Source organism: Sporosarcina contaminans, assembly GCF_042679045.1.
GTDB classification, from domain to species: Bacteria; Bacillota; Bacilli; order Bacillales_A; family Planococcaceae; genus Sporosarcina; species Sporosarcina contaminans.
The window spans coordinates 70,844-87,096 of the sequence record NZ_JBHTLT010000020.1; the positions used below are offsets into that span (position 1 = coordinate 70,844).

Sequence of the window (16,253 nt, forward strand, 5' to 3'; positions counted from 1 at the left end):
TTATGTTTGTCAGAAAGAACAGGTTTGGAAAGATTCACAAACAACTCAAATTTTCCGTTGCATGAAGGAAAAGCATGGCCCCTTAAAGGTCATGCTTTTTCGTTGTGCAAAGGGACAGGATGTATTTAGTTTACATAATAATATTATATAGATATTAAAAAAGATGTAATACTGTAGCAAATAAAAACAAGCTGCTCCAATTGTAAAAAAGCAGCTTATTTCTTATAAAAATATTTCTTTCCCGCTTTTTCTATAAAAGCAGGAGCCATGGCGTAAAGCTTACTTGTAATACCCATTATTGCCGGAAGATTGATTTCCCGCACTGGTTTATCGATAAGCTTAATAAGCGCATCGGCTACACGATCTACTTCAAGCAAATGGTTGCCAACAGAAGTGCGGTATGCGCCCGTCTGATCCGCTTTATCTAAAAAAGGCGTATCAATTGGACCAGGATGTACGACTGAAACATCAATATGGTAAGGAGCTACTTCCATGCGCAACGCATTTGTATATCCGATGACCGCGTGCTTCGTCGCTGCGTAGATTGAAGCTTTCGGAGTAGCCACCTTCCCCGCTTGTGAACCAATGTATATAAGGTGACCACCCCTCCTTTCCATCATTTTCGGAAGGAGTCGTTTCGTCATTATCATTGGGGCAATTACGTTAACATCCATCATTGACTGGATTGTATCATCCTCTATTTCGTGTGCAGCAGCAAACTTTCCAAGACCAGCAGAAAAAATCACTATATCAAGATGACCGATCGCAGCTAAAAGACGATCGATCTCTTCCGCTTTTGTAACGTCGCAAGGAATGGCTGTCGCTCCTTCATTTTGCAACTCGTAAAGACGATCAGGGGCTCTCCCTGTAACAAAAACATTGAAACGGTCTGGATTAGATAAAAGCTGCATCGCTGTCGCATACCCTACACCGCTCGTCGCACCGGTTAGTAGCACATTACTTTTTTTGTTCATAGTGGAGGATCCCTTTATCATCCTTAACTTCCAATAACTGTCCTTTAGATAGTAAATAATCGATTTGGCCAATTGTTTCTGATAACGTAAGCCCTAATTCCTTCTCGTACACATGAGGAAATAATTGCTGCGTCAATTCATAGATCGTTCTGCTGCCATCATTCAACATATCATATACTTTCATCGCTCGTTCATGCTGCTTTTCCAATCTTTCCTCTATAAGCGAGTGAACATTACGAACTTCTCCACCATGGCCGCCATAGATGATTTCAATCGGCAAATTCAAAAGACGCGTCAATGATGCATTATATTGCAGAAGCGACTTTGGGCGTTCTGCATCTGGGTCCGCAGGCGGCTCTATTAATGGATTGGAAGATACTTTTTCGAGCACGAGATCTCCACCGATCATATCTCCAGTTTTCTCATTAAACAAAGCAATATGGCTTTGAGCATGACCTAAAGTCTCCATCACGACCCAACTATGATGTCCACTTACAATATCTCCTTCGCCTATGAATCGATCTAATGACCTGTCGCCCATTAGCATGATCGGTCGTTTCATCTTCTCTACCCAATTGAAATAGTTCGAGGGAACCCCTTCTTCTTTTAGGCATGTTAAATAAAAGCGGTCATGATACGCCATAAACTCTTTATCCCGTTTCAACCATAAATCATTGTACGGATGGCCAATAATTTCGGCTTGATCGAAGGCATCAATCCAACCTGCATGATCTGGATGGTGGTGCGTTAAGATGACTTGGTCTATATCATTGAACGAGTAGCCAATTTCCCGTAATCCGTACTTGATCGCTTCATATGCTTCCGGCGTTTTCGGACCAGCATCTACGATAGTAAGCGCATCCCCTTTTATAACAAATGCGTTAACATCTCCCACTGCGAATGGAGTAGGAATCACTATTTTATGTATCATAAAAAATCTCCTTTGATTTAAAAATATGAATGGTTATTCATTCAATTGTACTCCTTTTCAATGATCTCGTCACGCATCGAGGATGAATTTCTATGAAACCTTTCAAATTAGTCGTTCGTATTATGTTATAATGACTCTACATTTTCTACTGTAAATTGTATAGAAAGGGGTAAGGAAATGAGCATTTTCGACTTTTTTAAAAGCCAACTCATCGAAGTTATCGAATGGACCGATCAAAGTACAAATAAAATGGTGTATCGCTTTCCTGTGCAAGGCAACGAAATTAAAATGGGTGCAAGTTTAATAGTCCGCGAGTCCCAGGCTGCGGTTTTTGTGAATGAAGGGGAAATTGCAGATGTTTTTGGTCCAGGCCATCACGTGCTCTATACGCAAAACATGCCAGTTTTGACAAAATTGAAATCTTGGAAAACGGGTTTCAATTCACCTTTCAAAGCAGAAGTTTACTTTGTCAATACAAAGCAGTTCATCGATCAAAAATGGGGAACTTCAAACCCTATCATGATGCGCGATCCAGATTTCGGCATGATTAGATTGCGGGGGTATGGTGTCTATTCATACCGTGTTGCAGATCCAGCTGTTTTCATGAAGGAATTGTTTGGAACGAATTCTTCATTTGATACGAGCAACATTGATAGTCATCTAAAAAAAATGATTATGTCCGGTTTGACGGATCTTTTTGCAGAATCTCAAGTAGCTGCACTCGATCTTGCAATGTTTTATGACGAACTAAGCTCACAAGGCCTTGAAAAAATGCGTGATCGATTTGCACAATTCGGCTTTGAAATTACGTCGCTTTATATAGAAAACCTTTCTCTTCCTAAAGAAGTTGAGCAAGCGATGGATAAACGAACAACGATGGGCGTTTTAGGTGATATGAACCAATATACACAATGGCAAGCAGCTGAAGCTTTGCGTGACGCAGCTAAAAATGAAGGTGGCGGTATGGCAGGTGCAGGCGTCGGTCTTGGCGCAGGTGCGGCGATCGGTAATGCGATGGCAAATGCTTTTACTACTAGCCAACAAACTACAGCATCTCAAGCGGAAGAAAAAATGGCATGCCCTCATTGCCAAGCGAATATTCGTACATCGGCAAAATTCTGTCCAGAATGCGGACAATCTGTACAGCAAAAAAAGGTGCCTTGTATTCATTGCAAAGCAGAAATTACAGAAGGCTCCAAATTTTGTGGCGAATGTGGCACAAAACAGATTACTGAAAAGAAATGTACCGCTTGTAGTGCGGTTAATAACCCAACAGCAAAATTTTGCGGTGAATGCGGTGCGGGGCTAGACGTGTAAGGAGGCCGGCTCGATGAAGGAAATGGACCCTGACTTGAAAACTGTAGAAGAAACGGAAGTAAACCAATGTTCTTCATGCGGCGGAAATACTGTTTACGATCCTGCTTCCAAAGGCATGAAATGTCCTTTCTGTGGCACTGAGGAAGAAATAGAAGCATCTTTGGACAATGCGATAGAACATGATTATTTAAGTGCCCTTGATCATGCGGATCATGTTTGGAATGAGGAAAAACGTGTTTTTAAATGCGATAACTGTGGCGCCGAAACGGTGCTGGATAAAAATAAAGTAGCGGATTTTTGCTCATTTTGCGGCTCCTCACATATCTCTGTAACGGAGCATGATGCAGGCATTAAACCAGCACTCGTCCTCCCTTTCCAAATAGCAAAGGAAGAAGCAATCGATAAATTCAAAAAATGGATTTTGAAAAGACATTTTGCTCCGAATCGTTTGAAGAAAGAATATGAACTTGAAAAACTGAGTGGTGCTTATATTCCCTATTGGACGTTCGACTCTGACACGCGCTCTGTGTATACCGTTAAAATCGGAACATATTATTATGTGACGGAAACAAGAACCGTATATAAAGATGGGAAACCGGTCCAAGTGACGGAAAGGGTCCGTAAAATCCGATGGAGAACGCAAAATGGCCGCTACCATAAATTCCATGATGACGTGTTAGTGAAAGCATCCCGCAATGTCGCCTCTGGTTTGATCGATCAAGTAGAACCATTTCATTTAAAAGAGCTGACGGATTACAAAACAGAATATTTATCTGGATTTTTAGCGGAACGATATTCGATCCCATTAAAAGAAGGATGGTCGGAAGCACGCAGTATTATTGACTCAAGAATTCGTTCAGGTATATTACGAAAAGAAATCGGAGATGAAGTGCGGATTGTAAGAGTAAATACCGAATATAATGACATTACATTCAAGCATATTTTACTGCCGCTTTGGATTTCGTCTTTTACATTTAAAAATAAAGTATATCGCTTTTTAGTGAACGGCCAAACAGGAAAAGTTAGTGGAAAAGCGCCGATAAGTTTTTGGAAAGTCGCATTTGTCACATTACTAACTATTCTTGCAGTTGGTGCAGTCATTCTGTTCCAAGATTTCTTATAGTCCTTTTGAATGTTGACTTTTTTCAGACTACATGACATAATTTCCTTACATTATTAGTGGAGATCTGATCCCTATAGCAACGGCAATGCGTTGAAGAAGACGAGTAGTCATGGTGAAGGAAATAAGAGAATGCGGTCACCGGCTGAGAGCCGCACTTCCCTCTCCCACGATGAACCTACTTCGGAGCAGCTATGGAAACATAGCCGTCCCTTTCGCGATAAGAAAGACGATAGGTGTGTCAGTAAAGCTGGCAAATTTAGGTGGTACCGCGGAAACAAGCGTTTTCGTCCTGATGTTTATAGGGCGAAAGCGCTTTTTTATTTTACATTTATTCAATGTGATATTAAGAGAGGATGGGTCAATATGGAGACGATTGTATTTGTAGGTGCCGGGTCAATGGCAGAAGCGATAATTGCAGGAATGGTCGTTCGCAATACTGAAGATGCGAAAAGAATTTATGTCATGAATAAATCAGACGATGATCGACTCGATTACATGCAAGGTCGTTACGGAATATCGATCGTCTGCCCTGAACGAAAGGCATTAAAATTTGCTGATATGATCGTGCTTGCAACTAAACCGAAAGATATCCGACAAGCCATGGCTGAAATTGCTCCACATTTGAATGATCACACAGCAGCATTGTCTGTCATTGCCGGAACTCCAATCAAAACGATAGAACAAGGATTAGGCATGCGCCCTATCGCCCGCTCTATGCCAAACACTTCCGCTACTATCGGTAAATCTGCAAGTGGTATTGCAATGAACAGCAAAGTAGATCAGCGATGCAAAGATCAATTTATCCAATTGCTTTCTTCCATTGGGATTGTCAAAGAAGTTCGAGAGGAAGATTTGCACGCTGTTACAGCATTATCAGGAAGCGGTCCTGCATACGTTTATTATTTAGTCGAAGCTTTAGAGGAAGCGGCAATTGATAAAGGGCTATCGAAAGAAATCGCACGTGAATTGATCATCCAAACTTTGGACGGTGCAGCATCCATGTTAAAAATGACTGGAGAAGACCCAATTACTTTAAGACAAAATGTTACAAGCCCAGGCGGAACTACGGAAGCTGGATTGAATGCATTGGAAACACGAAAATTCAAACAAACAATTGCGGAATGCATAGATAGCGCTGAAGGAAGATCGCGTGAATTAGGGGCTTTGTCATAATTTACTCATTTAGTGCTGAAGCAGATTTTCTCAGCTTTCGCATGTATTTTGATATACTCGGGGAAACTAATAATTTGCTTATGCTTTAGCTCTCCCAACGAATCCATGACTAAATGGACTGTATTATCCGTATTTATGAGGCAGTAAGTAAAGTTGAGTAAAACAAATGCGATTAGCAACTGATTGGAGGATTTTTAAATGTCCATGTTATTTTCACCTTATACAATTCGAGATGTAAAATTAAAAAATAGAATTGTAATGGCGCCGATGTGCATGTATTCCAGCTATAATGAAGATGGAAAAGTTGAAGACTGGCATAAGGTGCATTATGCAACACGGGCTGTCGGTCAAGTAGGGTTAATTATTGTCGAAGCAACTGCAGTATTGCCTGAAGGTAGAATATCTTCCCAGGATCTCGGAATTTGGAGCGATGATCATGTGGAAGGTTTATCGGAAGTTGTCCGTTTAATGAAAAAGAACGATGCAAAAACCGCGATTCAGCTTGCCCATGCGGGACGGAAAGCAACGGTTGAAGGCAATATTTATGCACCAAGTGCCATTCCTTTTAATGACCAATATAAGACACCCGTTGAAATGACGTTGGATGATATTAAGAAAACGGTAGAAGCATTCAAAAATGCAGCTGTTCGTGCAAAGAATGCCGGGTTTGATATTTTGGAATTGCATGCGGCTCACGGTTATCTGATCAATGAATTCTTATCTCCTTTATCGAATAAAAGGACGGACGAGTACGGTGGACCGGCAGAAAATCGTTATAGAATTTTGCGTAAAATCATTGACGCAGTTAGGTCGGTTTGGAACGGTCCCCTTTTTGTCCGTATTTCAGCAGAAGATTACGCTGACGGTGGAATGACCCCATCTTTGTACGTTGAATTGGTAAGATGGATGAAGACGCAAGGCGTTGATCTTATAGATGTTAGCTCTGGTGCTGTAGTACCCGCAAAAATTGATGCATTTCCTGGCTACCAAGTGCCTTTTGCAGAATTGATTCGGCATGAAGCAGCTATTCCTACTGGCGCTGTCGGATTGATCACTACAGGAATTCAAGCTGAAGAAATATTGAAAAACGGTCGGGCTGACCTCGTTTTGCTTGCGCGGGAATTGCTGCGTCATCCATACTGGCCTTACGATGCTGCGAAAGAATTAGGAGTGAGCATCGATTCGCCGAAACAGTATGATCGAGGCTGGACATTTTAGTATGTCGAACCCAAAACTGCCGCTATTATTTTATAAGCGGCAGTTTTATTTTTTTATTAATTTGTCGTCTTTCCATTCAAAATGTGAGAAATCCTCTGCTATGTGGAGGTTTTGAAAAATCTCTCGTCCCGACTGTTCTAAGTGAGCGATATGATAAGGCAAGAAACGAGCGCTAATATGGTTAGCGATAAGCGAATGAGCGCCTGCTTTTTTTGCGACATTTGCAGCATCACCAATCGTCGAATGACCGTATTCTTTTGCCAAGTCCCCCGTTTCTAAATCGAAAGTGGCTTCATGGATGACGACATCCGCTTCCTTCGACAACTCAACAGCAGCCTCACAAAAACGGGTGTCGCCTAAAATGGCTACAGTAAATCCTGTTTGCGGCTCTCCAGTTACGTCCTTGCTATAAACCGTTTTTCCATTATCCAATACAATATCATGTCCGTCTTTTAGTTTTTGTAAAAGCGGACCTTTTGGAACACCAGCTTCTATTGCTTTTTCAATTAACAGCTTACCTTTTAACGGTTTTTGTTCAATGCGAAAACCAAAACAAGAAATGACATGCTGCAACTCTTTCGTTTCTACTTTAAAATGCTCATCTTCAAAAAGGAAACCTTCCTTTAATTCAACGAAGTGCAAAGTATACGTTAAATGCGTTTTGGAAAGTTTCAATGAAGTAATGATCCATTCTTCGATTCCTTTCGGTCCATAAATTGTCAGCGGCTCGTCCCCACCTAAAAAGGATCGGGATCCTAAAAAACCCGGCAGACCGAAAATATGGTCACCGTGAAGATGAGTGATAAAAATTTTATTAATCTTTCGAGGCTTTATTGTTGTGTGCAATAGCTGATGCTGAGTTGCTTCCCCACAGTCGAAAAGCCAATAGCCTCCTTCCTCGGCCGATAAATTGAGTACTAATGAGGAGGTGTTCCTCTGTTTGGAAGGCATTCCTGCTCCTGTACCTAAAAAAACTATTTCCATGATTGATGCCTACCTTTCTTTCATGCCTCTAAAAATTGAATTCGGACCGAAGCGCTGTTCTAATTGCTTCACTATTTTCTCCATTTTTTCATCTGCAGCATACTTTTCAAATGTATCAATAGAAAGTTGCTCGTACAAATTTGCTGTTGAAATTAAATTTGAGACTGTAATGCCTAACAGTCTGACAGGCTCTCCATCCCAGTGCAATTTAAACAACTGTGCAGCTTCTTTATAAATATCTGTTTCCTTGTAGAGTGGATTTAAAACAGTCCTGCTTCTCGTCTGATTTCTCCAATCAGATGTTCTTATTTGAATCATGACGGAAGTGCCTGCTAATTGACGGCGGTTTAGCCTTTTCGCAACGCTTTTAGAAAGTTGTCGAAATACTTCCAGGCAACCATTTAACTCCGTCTCATCTATTGGCAATGTCGTAGAACTGCCAACGCTCTTTCTTTCATCGGCAGCATCTGGATCAACGGGTCTTGTATCAATGCCGTTAGCACGCTGTCTAAGGCGCAATCCATTTTTTCCAAGCGCAATCTTTATCTTTGCCTCATCTGCATTGGCGAGCTCTCCAATCGTGAAAATACCAATTTCATGAAGCCTTTTTTCCGTGCTTTGTCCAACCCCATGCATCTCGATAACAGGAAGAGGCCAAATTAGATCAGGGATTTGCCGCTTCCTCAATATTGTAATGCCTAACGGTTTTTTCATATCCGAAGCTGTTTTCGCTAAAAATTTATTGGGCGCTATACCGATGGAACAAGGCAAATCCAATTCGCGTAAAATGCGCTGTTGCATTTGTTCTGCAATTCCTACCGCATTCGTTAAACCGCCTATGTCCGTTATATCAATATACGCTTCATCTATCGATACAGGTTCAACGAGCTCAGTATATGTTCGTAAAATGGAAAATACCGCATCTGATGCAATTCGATATTTTTCGCGATCCGGCGGAACAATTACGATTTCTGGGCAAATGCGCTTCGCTTCGCCAACAGTCATTGTCGTGTATATGCCTAAAGCTCTTGCTTCATATGAACATGTGACAAGTATTCCGCGCCTTTCTTTTGGATTTCCTGCAACTGCCATCGGGATTCCTTTTAATGAAGGATTATAGGATTGTTCGACTGATGCGAAAAAACTGTTCATATCAAGATGCAAAATGACTTTGGCTGTTTTTTCTGTTTTATCTAACAATTCTACCTCTCCTCCCGATACGTTGAAAGACGGATGGTTCTCTACCATCCGTCACAGCTTGTATTAACGCTTGAATACTGCGTTATGGCATCTCATGAAACTGATCAGAAATCGATCCTCGGTAACTGAAAATTGCATGGTCCCCTATTTATCATGCAGAAGTCCTCAACGAAAAAAGATAAATTATTGCTCTACCATTTCTTGCTCTTTGACGTATTCGCTAATTGCATCCATCCCTGTTAATGTCTGTGAAAGAATTTCGGGGTTCACTACTGTAATCATCCGTTCTTCTAAATTGGCAATTGTAGTAAAATATGGAGTTTTTGAATACGCCATCAAGCCTGACGAAGTCAATTTGCTTTCAGGTATATCGATTATTTCCTTAGCATCCAATACTAATAAGCCGATATGAAGACTTTCAGTTTGAACGACAACTACTTTAGCATTTTCCTTTTCCCGAATGGTATTACTATATAGAATTTGCTGGAAATCAAGCACCGGCACTAGTTCTCCTCTTATTTTCATAAGACCTAACATATATTCGGGAAGATGCGGTATTGGATTAATTTTCTCCAGCTTTTCAATCGAAACGACTTTTTCTACTTCCAACGCATATTCCTCGGACCCACATTGAACAATTACCGCTTTTATATCACTCATGTCAAAACCTCCTTCATTTCTTTGCGACAACTTTGACAATCTCAATTAAAAGTTCGGTCAATTTAGTAAGCTCTTCTACAGGCATACGTTCATTTTTTGTATGAATTTCCTCATAACCGACGGAAAGGGTAACAGTTGGAATGCCTGCACCGTTAAAGACATTGCCGTCACTTCCACCACCGCTCGTCATCAACTCGGGCTCTCTGCCAACGTTGCGGATAGCGTGCATCGCGGTTTGCACGACTTCGGCCTCCTCGCCAAAACTGAATCCCGGATACATAAGCTTCACTTCTGTCTCCGCTTTACCGCCCATAGATTCCGCTGTAGTTGAAAATGTTTCAACCATATGGTTAATTTGCTTATCCAATTTATCACGGTTAATCGAACGAGCTTCAGATAAAATATGGACCTCATCGCATACGATATTTGTAGCTTGACCACCTTCAAAACGTCCTATGTTCGCTGTAGTTTCGCTGTCAATTCTGCCTAATGTCATTGCAGAAATGGATTTCGCCGCAATATTGATGGCGGAAACACCTTTTTCAGGAGCAACTCCGGCGTGTGCAGTCTTGCCGTGGATAGTCGTCCAAAGCTTTGCTTGATATGGTGCTGAAGTTACAATGCCTCCTACTTTTCCATCACTATCCACTGCATAGCCATATTTCGCTTGGATATGTGAAGCGTCCATCGCTTTCGCTCCGACTAATCCGCTTTCTTCCCCTGCAGTAATGATGAATTGAATATCCCCATGCTCAATGCCTTTTTCATTAATGACTTTCGCCATTTCAAATAGAGCAGCGATGCCTGCTTTATCATCCGCTCCTAAAATCGTCGTGCCATCCGAATAAATATAGCCATCTTCCCGAATTTCTGGTTGAATGCCTCTTCCAGGAACAACTGTATCCATATGGCATGTAAAGTATATCGGATCAGCATCCTTGATCGTTCCTTTTTTTGTTGCAATCAAGTTGCCTGCTCCATGGCCTGTTATCTCTTTTGTATCATCTTCGAAAACTGAAAAGCCTAACGCCTCCATCTTTTCCTTTAAAACATCTACAATTCCATCTTCATGTATTGTTTCAGAATCAATTTTCACTAGTTCAAAAAATTCTTCGAGCAATCGGTCTTCATTCAATTCAACCATTCCTTCCAAAATGAATTTCAATCTATCATTGCGGTTTACGATCTGTAATAAACCGACTTGTTTACAACTTACTCGATACATACGTAATTAAAGCGGAATATTTCCATGCTTTTTATGTGGCCGTGTTTCCTCTTTATTTCTCATCATTTCCAACGCTTGCAATAGTTTTATTCGTGTTTCTCGCGGATCAATTACATCATCTACCATACCGTGTGATGCTGCTACATAAGGATTTGAAAATTTCGTGCGATATTCTTCGATTTTTTCCGACCGCGTTTTCTCCGGATTGTCGCTTTGTGCGATTTCCCGGGAAAAGATAATGTTCGCAGCCCCTTCCGCACCCATTACTGCGATTTCAGCATTCGGCCATGCATAAACGATATCTGCACCGATCGCTTTTGAGTTAAGAGCAACGTATGCACCTCCGAAGGCCTTTCTCAATATAACCGTAATTTTAGGAACAGTCGCTTCTGAGTAAGCATAGAGGATTTTCGCACCGTGGCGGATAATGCCTCCATGTTCTTGCTTTACGCCAGGGAAAAAACCGGTTACGTCTTCGAAAGTGATTAACGGAATATTGAAAGCATCACAAGTACGGATGAAACGTCCAATTTTATCGGATGAATCAATATCAAGGCCGCCAGCCATCACTTTAGGCTGGTTGCAAATTAAGCCGACCGATTCCCCGTTCATGCGTGCAAACCCAACGACTGCGTTTTTTGCGAATTCTGCTTGTACTTCCATAAATGAGTGTTCATCAACTACTTGCTCAATTACTTTTCGAACATCGTACGGGCGGATCGTTTCAAATGGTACGATGTCTGTTAGATCGGGACGGTAATCGTCTTCTCGATCAACTGCGAGGATCGGTGCCTTTTCTTTACTGTTTTGTGGTAAATAGGTCAGTAGCTGACGCACTTGCTCTAAAACGGTCTCTTCATCTTTTCCTCGAAAATGTGCATTGCCGCTTATACGATTATGTACTTTTGAACCACCTAAATCTTCAGATGAAATTTTCTCTCCAGTTACAGTCTCGATCACTTTTGGCCCCGTAATGAACATTTGGCTCGTCTCATCTGTCATGAAAACGAAATCAGTAATTGCTGGTGAATAAACCGCACCACCAGCACATGGTCCTAATATGACGGAAATTTGTGGAATGACGCCAGAGTAGATTGCATTTCTGTAAAAGATTTCTCCATATCCATCCAAAGAAACGACGCCTTCCTGGATGCGTGCGCCTCCTGAATCGTTCAAACCGATAAATGGCGCTCCATTTTTAGCTGCAAGATCCATGACATTCGCAATTTTCATTGCATGCATTTCACCTAATGCTCCGCCAAATACTGTGAAATCCTGCGAAAATAAGTAAACTGGACGCCCATCAATTTTTCCGTAGCCAGTGACTACACCATCGCCAGGTCCAATTTGCTTGTCCATGCCAAAGTCGCGCGTACGATGAACGACGAAAGGATTTAACTCTACGAACGAGCCTTCATCGACTAGTAAATCGATTCTTTCTCGGGCTGTTAACTTTCCTTTCTCATGCTGCCTACTAATGCGCTCATCTCCACCGCCTAATTCTATTTCTCTTTTTTTATCATATAACTCATTGATTTTGTCGTAAATATCCAAATTAAACATCCCCTTTGTCGCATAGTTCATAGAGCACTCCGAAAGATGATTTCGGATGGAGAAATGCCACTTCGGCTCCTCCAGCTCCCAGTTTTGGCTCTTCTTGCAAAAGTTGGACGCCATTCTTTTTCAGTTCTTCCATCCGATTGCGGATATTGGATACACCGAAAGCAACATGGTGAATTCCTTCTCCACGTTTTTCTATATATTTTGCAACTGCCCCTTCTGATCCAAGAGGTTCCAATAATTCAATTTTAATATTTCCCGCATCGATGAAAGCTACCTTTACATGTTGGCTCTTAACTTCTTCAATCCCCAATAATTTGAGCCCAAGTGTATTTATGTAATATGCGAGTGCAGAATCGATGTTCTTGACAGCGATGCCGATATGATCGATCTTTTTCATCTTTCTCCCCCTTTCTCCTATTGTAACGGTTTCACTACAAATCCGCTACACCTTGAGAAATTCATTGTTTCTGTTAAAATAGATATATCTAGTAAGGTAAGGAGATCTGCCTGATGAGCAATAAAAAATTCCAAAAAGTCGTTGTTTATTTAATGGTTGCAGCAATGGTCGTATCCAGTATCATGATTGGCCTTAGCGTCTTGTTTTAAAAAGAAAAAACAGTCCCAGGTTGGACTGTTTTTTCTTTTTGAACAGGGAAGCAATCCCTATGTTGAGATCACTTTTATACTTCTTCACAAAACTCCTCAAATTTGCTTTGCAAGTTGACTACAACTGACATCGGATCATGTCCTTCAATTTCATAGCGGCCAACTTCAGCGACAAGCTTGCCATCTTTCAATAAAGCAAATGATGGGGATGAAGGCAAATGATCTTCTCCGAAATGCATCCGTGCTTGCGCAGTCGCTTCTCTATCCTGACCCGCAAAAACGGTCACTAAATGATCTGGTCTTTTATCGTAATGAATGGCATGAGCCGCTGCTGGCCGTGCAATTCCTCCTGCACAACCACAAACCGAATTAATCATGACCAATGTCGTTCCTGAACGTTTAAAAGCTTCATCTACAGCTTCAGGTGTTGTTAATTGTTCATATCCACTTGCTTCCATTTCTGAACGCGCTGTCTTCGTAATATCTTCCATATAAAAATTGAAATCCATCGTCATGCTATTGGCCCCTTTCCATTTATAATTCCATCATATCAGTTGCTACAGACAGTTGCAAAAGGTGCGTTTCCCAATCTAAACTTATAAGAAATTCTCCAAATACGAAAAAAATTTTATAAAATTTCCTTGAAAGATGAAACCTTTTCCAATTTCTTTCGTATGTTTGTATGCTCGCACTATTTGCGGGTAGATTCAAAAATTTTTTAGGGGGTTTTGCAGTTGAAAAAATTTGCAACATGGGCATTGGCATTCGTGTTCGCTCTGTCATTCGTATGGCCAAGCGGTACAACATTTGCCAAAACTGATTCTATGAAACTATTCATAGACGGCACGGAAGTGGAAGGCTATGAACAACCTTTCATGTCACACGGTGACGTGCTAATTCCGGTAGAAAATCTATTTAGTGAAGCTGGATTTTTAGTTTCAAAAGATGCAGCCGGTAAAGTTAGTGCAACGAACTCTTACGTAACAGTAGAATTCGATGCTGCAAATGGAGTTATTTCAGTAAACGGTGAAAAAGCGGATACTCCATTCCCACTAACTTTGAAAAACTACGGAAACTATGTATCTGGTGAATTCTTATCATCATTAGAAGAATTTGAAGTGACAGTTTCTGAAGATGAGCAATCTGTTAATGTAACAACAAACCGTGTTCAAGATGTTGAAGCATTCTTGGAAAAAACTGCCGCAGCTGATTTAAATAGTTTTTCGGCTAAAATGAAAATCGACCAAGAAATGTCCGGTTTTGAAGAAGGTCCAATAACGATGAAAATGGATATGGACATGAAAATGACGGATAAACCGAATGCATTGCACATGAAGCAAAGCCTTTCTATGAAAGCAGATGAGTTAGATGAAGCTATAAATTCAGAAACTTATCTAACAGAAGAAGGCTATTTCCAAAATGATGGTGACCAATGGGTAAAATATCCTTCAGAAATGACGGAAATGCTATTTGATGAATCTCTAATGCAAATCGATCCGACGGCACAAATGGAGCTTTTAAAAGCAACAATGAAAGGCATCCATGTTTTTGAATATGATGATGTGTACGTCATGACACAAACGATTTCAAACGATGAGTTCAGCGAAATTATGAAGGAAGCAATGTCATTGATTTCAGATATGCTGCCTGCTGACATGATTTCTGTTGAGACGACAGAAGGAACTTCTGAAGAAGCTACAGAAGAAGCTGCAGAAGTTGTGCTTGAAGATGAAAAAGTAGAAGCTGTTGAAGAAGATGAACAAGCTGAACAAGCTGTCGCGGATGAGTCAGAAGATGCATCAGAAGCGGTTGAAGAGAACACATCTGAAGAAGCAACTGAAGAGGATGTCACTGATGAGGCAACTGAAGAGGATGTCATCATTGAAGAAGAAATCGATTTAGAATCAATTCTTGATATGATTCAGTTCAATATCGAAAATTTCTTTATCGTCACTACGATCGATAAAGATACATTCTTCCCGATTTCCACTACAGGAAATACACAAATGACAATCACAGTCGACGGTGAAACGATAACTCTTAAACAAGTAATCGAAGGAACGTTCAGCGATTACAATCAAGTAAAAGAAATCAAAATTCCTGCAGAGGTCATTAATAGCGCTATAGACTTTGAAGAGTATTTGGAAGCTTTAGAAGCGGAATTCGAACAAGAAGCTGCTTAATAAAAATGCTGTTTCACACGTGCTTGCGCACTGTGAAACAGCGTTTTTTTATGAATTGAACAATTTTTCAACTGCATTTGCTACTGTTACATTGCCCTCATTCAATTGCTTTTCAAGAGTCTTGACTTGCTCTTTCTTTCTTTGATCAGCAAAGAAAGAATCAATTAATCGGTCGCGTATCATTGAATGGAACCAATCAGTCGTCTGTGACCGTCTCCTTTGCTCCCAAACTCCGCTTTCAGTCATTTTCCGTTGAAATGAAAGGATCGTTTCCCAAACAGTATCCAGCCCAGTACGTTCCAAAGAGGAAACCGGCATTACAGTCGATGTCCATCCAATCGTCGCCGGTTGCAAGAAATGAAGCAATTGTTTAAACTCTTTAACGGTCTTTTTCGCCAATTTCAAATTGTCTCCATCGGCTTTGTGGACGATAATAGCGTCTGCTAATTCCATAATTCCTTTTTTCATGCCTTGCAACTCATCCCCTGCTCCGGTCAGCACTAATAGTAAAAACATATCAACCATACCTCTGACGACTGTTTCGCTTTGCCCGACACCTACTGTTTCGATAAGCAAAATGTCAAAGCCTGCCGCCTCGCAGAGCAACATTGTTTCCCGAGTTTTTTTATGCACGCCGCCTAACGTACCTGAGGAAGGGGATGGTCGGATAAAAGCATTTGGATGCCTTGCTAATACTTCCATTCTTGTCTTATCCCCTAAAATGCTTCCTCCCGTAATCGTTGAACTTGGATCGATCGCCAATACCGCAACTTTATGGCCCGCCTCTGCCAATTTCAAACCAAACGCCTCTATGAAAGTACTTTTCCCAGCACCAGGAACACCCGTTATTCCAATGCGAATGCTATTTCCTGTTTTGGGAAGAAGTTTTTGAAGCAATTGCTGGCCCGCAGCTTTATCTGCATCCGACGTACTTTCCAGTAAAGTGATCGCTTTCGATAAGTGAAGGCGTGATCCATTCGAAATTTCTTCATATAAACGATCAATCTGATTGTCTTTCACCTTTTTCACAAATCGTTTACGACGGGAAAAGGTCATGCCATCGTGGATTGATTCAATGCCATCTTTAACACTCATT

At 41.0% G+C, this 16,253-nt stretch carries 16 protein-coding genes; 6 read left to right on the top strand and 10 right to left on the bottom strand.

Translation table 11 applies throughout. The features are described 5' to 3' along the window. Positions 1-215 precede the first annotated feature (215 nt). Together ACFQ38_RS04405 and ACFQ38_RS04410 are read right to left on the bottom strand one after the other, a co-directional pair. Complete coding sequence (locus ACFQ38_RS04405; protein WP_336823235.1) at positions 216-974, bottom strand: SDR family NAD(P)-dependent oxidoreductase; 759 nt, start codon at positions 972-974, stop codon at positions 216-218. Next, entirely contained in the window at positions 958-1,905 is a 948-nt protein-coding gene (locus tag ACFQ38_RS04410; protein WP_381479884.1) for an MBL fold metallo-hydrolase, read from the bottom strand. The genes ACFQ38_RS04405 and ACFQ38_RS04410 overlap by 17 nt, the downstream gene beginning before the upstream one ends. 177 nt (positions 1,906-2,082) lie before the next feature. Between ACFQ38_RS04410 and ACFQ38_RS04415 the strand changes: the two genes are divergently transcribed. From ACFQ38_RS04415 to namA, 4 genes are all read left to right on the top strand, one after another. Next, positions 2,083-3,222, top strand: coding sequence for an SPFH domain-containing protein (locus ACFQ38_RS04415; RefSeq protein WP_381479885.1), 1,140 nt, complete (start codon positions 2,083-2,085; stop codon positions 3,220-3,222). 13 nt (positions 3,223-3,235) lie between these two features. Further along, positions 3,236-4,345 (top strand): hypothetical protein, encoded by a 1,110-nt coding sequence (locus tag ACFQ38_RS04420; protein WP_381479886.1) that lies wholly within the window; start codon positions 3,236-3,238, stop codon positions 4,343-4,345. A gap of 363 nt (positions 4,346-4,708) precedes the next feature. Then, complete coding sequence (proC, locus tag ACFQ38_RS04425; RefSeq protein WP_381479887.1) at positions 4,709-5,518, top strand: pyrroline-5-carboxylate reductase; 810 nt, start codon at positions 4,709-4,711, stop codon at positions 5,516-5,518. A 198-nt stretch (positions 5,519-5,716) separates the two neighbouring features. After that, positions 5,717-6,736, top strand: coding sequence for an NADPH dehydrogenase NamA (gene namA / locus ACFQ38_RS04430; protein WP_381479888.1), 1,020 nt, complete (start codon positions 5,717-5,719; stop codon positions 6,734-6,736). Between the two features lie 45 nt (positions 6,737-6,781). On the opposite strand, the gene rnz is transcribed toward namA, so the two are convergent. The 6 genes from rnz to mce form a co-directional block, all read right to left on the bottom strand. After that, positions 6,782-7,720 carry a ribonuclease Z gene (gene rnz, locus ACFQ38_RS04435; protein ID WP_381479889.1) on the bottom strand — a complete coding sequence of 313 codons (939 nt, stop codon included), beginning with the start codon at positions 7,718-7,720 and terminating at the stop codon, positions 6,782-6,784. A gap of 9 nt (positions 7,721-7,729) precedes the next feature. Then, positions 7,730-8,920: a DNA polymerase IV gene (locus ACFQ38_RS04440; RefSeq protein ID WP_336823228.1), complete on the bottom strand. Its 1,191-nt coding sequence runs from the start codon at positions 8,918-8,920 to the stop codon at positions 7,730-7,732. Between the two features lie 183 nt (positions 8,921-9,103). Beyond that, the gene (locus tag ACFQ38_RS04445) at positions 9,104-9,580 is read right to left on the bottom strand and encodes a chemotaxis protein CheW (RefSeq protein WP_336823227.1); all 477 of its coding nucleotides are present in this window, start codon (positions 9,578-9,580) and stop codon (positions 9,104-9,106) included. Between the two features lie 13 nt (positions 9,581-9,593). Then, positions 9,594-10,724, bottom strand: coding sequence for a M20/M25/M40 family metallo-hydrolase (locus ACFQ38_RS04450; RefSeq protein WP_381479904.1), 1,131 nt, complete (start codon positions 10,722-10,724; stop codon positions 9,594-9,596). A gap of 87 nt (positions 10,725-10,811) precedes the next feature. Further along, positions 10,812-12,359: an acyl-CoA carboxylase subunit beta gene (locus ACFQ38_RS04455; protein ID WP_336823225.1), complete on the bottom strand. Its 1,548-nt coding sequence runs from the start codon at positions 12,357-12,359 to the stop codon at positions 10,812-10,814. A gap of 1 nt (position 12,360) precedes the next feature. After that, the gene (mce, locus tag ACFQ38_RS04460) at positions 12,361-12,765 is read right to left on the bottom strand and encodes a methylmalonyl-CoA epimerase (protein ID WP_336823224.1); all 405 of its coding nucleotides are present in this window, start codon (positions 12,763-12,765) and stop codon (positions 12,361-12,363) included. A gap of 113 nt (positions 12,766-12,878) precedes the next feature. On the opposite strand from mce, the gene prli42 reads away from it, so the two are divergent. After that, positions 12,879-12,974: a stressosome-associated protein Prli42 gene (prli42, locus tag ACFQ38_RS04465; RefSeq protein WP_336823223.1), complete on the top strand. Its 96-nt coding sequence runs from the start codon at positions 12,879-12,881 to the stop codon at positions 12,972-12,974. Between the two features lie 74 nt (positions 12,975-13,048). On the opposite strand, the gene ACFQ38_RS04470 is transcribed toward prli42, so the two are convergent. Next, complete coding sequence (locus ACFQ38_RS04470) at positions 13,049-13,489, bottom strand: BrxA/BrxB family bacilliredoxin (protein ID WP_381479890.1); 441 nt, start codon at positions 13,487-13,489, stop codon at positions 13,049-13,051. Positions 13,490-13,708: 219 nt separating this feature from the next. Here ACFQ38_RS04470 and ACFQ38_RS04475 point away from each other — a divergent pair, with 219 nt between their 5' ends. Then, positions 13,709-15,157 carry a DUF6612 family protein gene (locus tag ACFQ38_RS04475; RefSeq protein WP_381479891.1) on the top strand — a complete coding sequence of 483 codons (1,449 nt, stop codon included), beginning with the start codon at positions 13,709-13,711 and terminating at the stop codon, positions 15,155-15,157. A 48-nt stretch (positions 15,158-15,205) separates the two neighbouring features. On the opposite strand, the gene meaB is transcribed toward ACFQ38_RS04475, so the two are convergent. Continuing rightward, positions 15,206-16,252 carry a methylmalonyl Co-A mutase-associated GTPase MeaB gene (gene meaB / locus ACFQ38_RS04480; protein WP_336823263.1) on the bottom strand — a complete coding sequence of 349 codons (1,047 nt, stop codon included), beginning with the start codon at positions 16,250-16,252 and terminating at the stop codon, positions 15,206-15,208. Position 16,253 lies beyond the last annotated feature (1 nt).

What these genes read in the sequence shown, in the direction of transcription:
- proC (WP_381479887.1), top strand. Translation starts at nt 4,709, where the DNA reads ATGGAGACGATTGTATTTGTAGGTGCCGGGTCAATGGCAGAAGCGATA.
- ACFQ38_RS04445 (WP_336823227.1), bottom strand. Translation starts at nt 9,580, where the DNA reads ATGAGTGATATAAAAGCGGTAATTGTTCAATGTGGGTCCGAGGAATAT.
- ACFQ38_RS04415 (WP_381479885.1), top strand. Translation starts at nt 2,083, where the DNA reads ATGAGCATTTTCGACTTTTTTAAAAGCCAACTCATCGAAGTTATCGAA.
- prli42 (WP_336823223.1), top strand. Translation starts at nt 12,879, where the DNA reads ATGAGCAATAAAAAATTCCAAAAAGTCGTTGTTTATTTAATGGTTGCA.
- rnz (WP_381479889.1), bottom strand. Translation starts at nt 7,720, where the DNA reads ATGGAAATAGTTTTTTTAGGTACAGGAGCAGGAATGCCTTCCAAACAG.
- ACFQ38_RS04410 (WP_381479884.1), bottom strand. Translation starts at nt 1,905, where the DNA reads ATGATACATAAAATAGTGATTCCTACTCCATTCGCAGTGGGAGATGTT.
- ACFQ38_RS04450 (WP_381479904.1), bottom strand. Translation starts at nt 10,724, where the DNA reads ATGGTTGAATTGAATGAAGACCGATTGCTCGAAGAATTTTTTGAACTA.
- meaB (WP_336823263.1), bottom strand. Translation starts at nt 16,252, where the DNA reads ATGAGTGTTAAAGATGGCATTGAATCAATCCACGATGGCATGACCTTT.
- namA (WP_381479888.1), top strand. Translation starts at nt 5,717, where the DNA reads ATGTCCATGTTATTTTCACCTTATACAATTCGAGATGTAAAATTAAAA.
- ACFQ38_RS04470 (WP_381479890.1), bottom strand. Translation starts at nt 13,489, where the DNA reads ATGACGATGGATTTCAATTTTTATATGGAAGATATTACGAAGACAGCG.
- mce (WP_336823224.1), bottom strand. Translation starts at nt 12,765, where the DNA reads ATGAAAAAGATCGATCATATCGGCATCGCTGTCAAGAACATCGATTCT.
- ACFQ38_RS04420 (WP_381479886.1), top strand. Translation starts at nt 3,236, where the DNA reads ATGAAGGAAATGGACCCTGACTTGAAAACTGTAGAAGAAACGGAAGTA.
- ACFQ38_RS04405 (WP_336823235.1), bottom strand. Translation starts at nt 974, where the DNA reads ATGAACAAAAAAAGTAATGTGCTACTAACCGGTGCGACGAGCGGTGTA.